At 46.1% G+C, this 3,659-nt stretch carries 3 protein-coding genes; 1 reads left to right on the top strand and 2 read right to left on the bottom strand.

Translation table 11 applies throughout. The features are described 5' to 3' along the window. Positions 1–5: 5 nt before the first annotated feature. The gene (gene ntrB / locus PX484_RS17200) at positions 6–836 is read right to left on the bottom strand and encodes a nitrate ABC transporter permease (RefSeq protein WP_287767733.1); all 831 of its coding nucleotides are present in this window, start codon (positions 834–836) and stop codon (positions 6–8) included. Positions 837–948: 112 nt separating this feature from the next. Continuing rightward, complete coding sequence (locus PX484_RS17195) at positions 949–2,307, bottom strand: CmpA/NrtA family ABC transporter substrate-binding protein (protein WP_287767720.1); 1,359 nt, start codon at positions 2,305–2,307, stop codon at positions 949–951. Positions 2,308–2,705: 398 nt separating this feature from the next. Between PX484_RS17195 and PX484_RS17190 the strand changes: the two genes are divergently transcribed. Further along, a partial coding sequence (locus PX484_RS17190; protein WP_288104896.1) for a molecular chaperone DnaJ occupies positions 2,706–3,659 on the top strand: 954 nt, incomplete at its 3' end.

Genomic DNA, 3,659 nt, shown 5'->3' with positions numbered 1-3,659 from the left:
ATTCCCTATTGACGAACGATTTGATTTTGCAACCAAGCCATAAAGCGATCGAGTAATAAACCCACACCACCGATATAAAACAGCGCGAGAATAATATCGCTGATGTAGTTATTTTGGTAGGCATCCCAGATAAAGAAACCGATACCGACGATACCCGACATAACAATTTCCGCCGCAATAATCGCTAACCAAGCTAAACCGATCGCAATTCTCAAACCAGTGAAGATGTAGGGAAGTGCCGAGGGAATTAATATCTTGAAGAAGAATTTTTTGCTGGACAATTGCAAGACTTGTTTAACGTTGATATAGTCTTGGGGAATTTGTTGGACACCGACGGTGGTATTAATCAAAATCGGCCAAACTGCGGTAATAAAGATCACGAATAAAGCAGCAGGTTGGTTTTGTTGTAAAGCGGCCAAAGATAGGGGAACCCAAGCAAGAGGAGGAACTGTTCTCAGGAATTGGAAAAGGGGATCGAGGGCCTTATTTAAGAAAGAATTTAAACCGACCATAATCCCAACGCCAATACCCACCACTGCGGCAAAAGAATAACCGATTAATACCCGTTGCAGACTGGCTAAAGTTTGCCAGAATAGTCCCTTATCAATGCCCCCACGATCAAAGAAAGGATACATTAAATAAGTACGGGTACGCTCATTGGTGATTAGGTCGGATGGGGGGGGTAATTTGATTAATCCCAGCATCGAGACTAATTGCCAAACAATCAGAAAACCCAGGGTACCGATAATCGGGGGAAGAATGTCATGGGAATGCTTTTTCCAGAATTTACTGAAGTTGAAACCACCGTTACTTTTTCTGCTGACGCTACTTGCCATTTTGCCGTTTTCCTTTGTTGAAGATAAAGTTACTTGATTGGGGAGAGAAGAAAACACTTTTGGGATTAATAGACTAGATATTTTATGCCCCTAGCCTATCGAGAAAAGCTCGCTATTTTTTGATCGCCAAACTATCGAGATAAGCTTGGGGATTGGCAGGATCAAAAGTTTTGCCATCAAAGAATTTTTCGACACCCCGGGAGGTACTGGTGGGAATATCGGCCGCGGGAACTCCTAATTCTGTGGCTGCCGCTTTCCAAAGATCCTCGCGGTTAACTTTGTCGATTAAGGCTGAGGCAGTGGTTAAAGTTTCTTTCGGCAAGAAACCCCAACGAACACTTTCGGTTAAAAACCAGAGATCATGACTCTTGTAGGGATAGGAAACGCTACCGGCGGGATCTTTCCAGTAGAAAACCCCTTTATTTTTGTCGGTGATTTCCGGTTTACCGTCACCCATTTTCTGCATTCCTTTGAGGGGACCGGCGATAATTTCTTCTTTGAGGTTGAAATAAGCCGGTTTAGCGAGAATTGCTGCCGCTTCTGCCCGATTTGCCTCTTGATCGAGCCATTGCTGCGCTTCCATAATTCCTTTTAATAGGGCCTTGGTGGCTTTTGGGTTTTTATCCACCCAATCGGCACGGATAGCGAGGTATTCTTCCGGGTGATAGGGCCAGATTTCTGCGGTTAAAGCTGACATAAAACCGATCTGATCAGCCACAATTCTCGCCGGCCAAGGATCGCCGGTACTAAACGCATCCATGGTTCCCGTTTTCATGTTGGCCACGGTTTGGGCGGCAGGAACCGCAATTAGGTTAATATCCGTATCGGGGTTAATACCACCGGCGGCTAACCAGTAACGAATCCAGAAGTCTTGGTTAGCTTTCGGGAAGGTATAGGCGGCTTTAAAGGGAGTTCCCGTCGTTTTCATGGCGAGGATGTAATCTTTGGCGGGTTTCAGGTCTAAACCGATATTTTTGCCCTCGTGTTTACCTGCGATCGCAATTCCGTTACCCTGGGTGTTTAACTGCGCTAACACATACATGGGGACTTTAACGTTATTTTTGGTGATTAGTCCCTCGGAAATTAGGTAAGGCATGGGCATTTGCCACTGTCCTCCGTCAATTCCGCCCGCATCTGCCCCAATTTCCACGTTATCTCTAGCGGATCCCCAGTTTGCTTGTTTGGAGACTTCCACATCGGCCATCCCGTATTTAGCAAAAAAGCCTTTTTCCTTGGCAATAATTAAGGGTGCGGCCTCAACGATAGGAATATAACCTAATTTAATTTTGGTGGTTTCGGGGGCCTCTCCGGGGGCCACCGCTACGGGAGAGGCTGCCGGGGAAGCGGGCGCGGTGGTGGTGGTTCCACCCGTACTGTCGGGGGGATTACCCAAACAACCTTTGAGGACAACAGCCCCTGCCGCTGAAACCGCCGCCGTGGTTAAAAATTTCCGTCTCGAAAAATTTGACATAGAATCCTCCTACCTGCTGCTAAAGCAAATATGTGTGCTGAATTATGGGTAAAGGAATTCCTCGCTAAACTTTCCTTCTAGCCTGTGCTATAGAAATTTAGCTATGGAATATTGAATCTCGATTGAACTTACTAAATAAGTCTAGCGGAATTTGGAAAAAATAATTAATCTGATCGAGAATTTTATTTACAAAAATTTAATTCGATTGATAAGAATTAATTAAGACCATTGATATATCTAGCTTCTAGGCACTTAAAAAGGTTTCCGCAGGAGCGCCGGCGCAGGGGTGATGGGGTGATGGGAGTAGGGAGAAACAACAAAATGAGCCAAGGGTGAGTTTTAGGAATGCGGTTCCTTGCGGCTTGGTAGAATGGACAATATGCTTTCACCCCAAAGTAATGACCAGATCTAAAAAGCCGAAATCACCGAACTCCTCTGATTCGCCTACCTCTCCTGCCTTGGCGCTGTCTTCCCTACATTTTCGTCTCCAAGCTTTAGAGGAGGAGCATCAGTGGCTCCTCAAGCAGATTGGCAGAAAACGCAACGAACTGAAGAAATTCCTCGACCAGATGCGTTCCTTGGCGACAGAGATTTTCCAGAGAGGGCAACCCCTCTATCAAAAACTTATCGACCTCGACAGCGAAATACACGCCCTTTTTGACGAAATCCTCACTGCTAGAAAAATGGGGCAGCAGACAAAAAAAAGGATTCTCGGAATTTACGAGACACTTCAGTTAACGGGGGTGATTAGCCCAAAATTTGACGATGGAGATGAAGAACTTGACGAACTTTTCGGAGACGAAGAGTCGGAAGGATCATCGGAGCAATCCGCGCAGGATTTCTTCTCTGGGGGAGACTCCTACGGCCGTAACGATGATGGAACAGAGATATCACCTGAAAGCTCGCCTAAATCTCCCGAATCTAGACAAATACGCCGCACTTTCCTGAGAATGGCTGAGATTTTTCACCCCGACAAGGTTACGGATCCCGAAACTCGGATGCGTCACAATGAGATCATGAAGGAGGTCAACCGTGCCTATAAAGAGGGAGATATTGCCAAACTGCTCGAAATCGAACGACAGCATCAAATGGGGGACTCTTTCGCGGTTGAAGGCTCATCGGAAAGCGACCTTAAACGACAGTGCGAGAGGGTTGAAACCAATAACGAACTACTTAAAAAGCAATACGAGAACCTGAAAAGAGAACTGCGCTCGGTGCGAAATACCCCGGAAGGCGAGATGGTGAGGGCCAGTCGCGCTTGTGAGAAGGATGGCATCGACCCGATTGAGCAAATGCTAGAGGAGATGAAATTACAAGTTCAATCCACCGAAAAAATCTATAATTTTGTCCGT

The organism is Microcystis sp. M49636_WE2 (assembly GCF_030065375.1).
Classification (GTDB): Bacteria; Cyanobacteriota; Cyanobacteriia; order Cyanobacteriales; family Microcystaceae; genus Microcystis; species Microcystis aeruginosa_C.
Note: the sequence above shows the minus strand (reverse complement) of the source record. Positions and strands in the feature narration are given on the sequence as shown.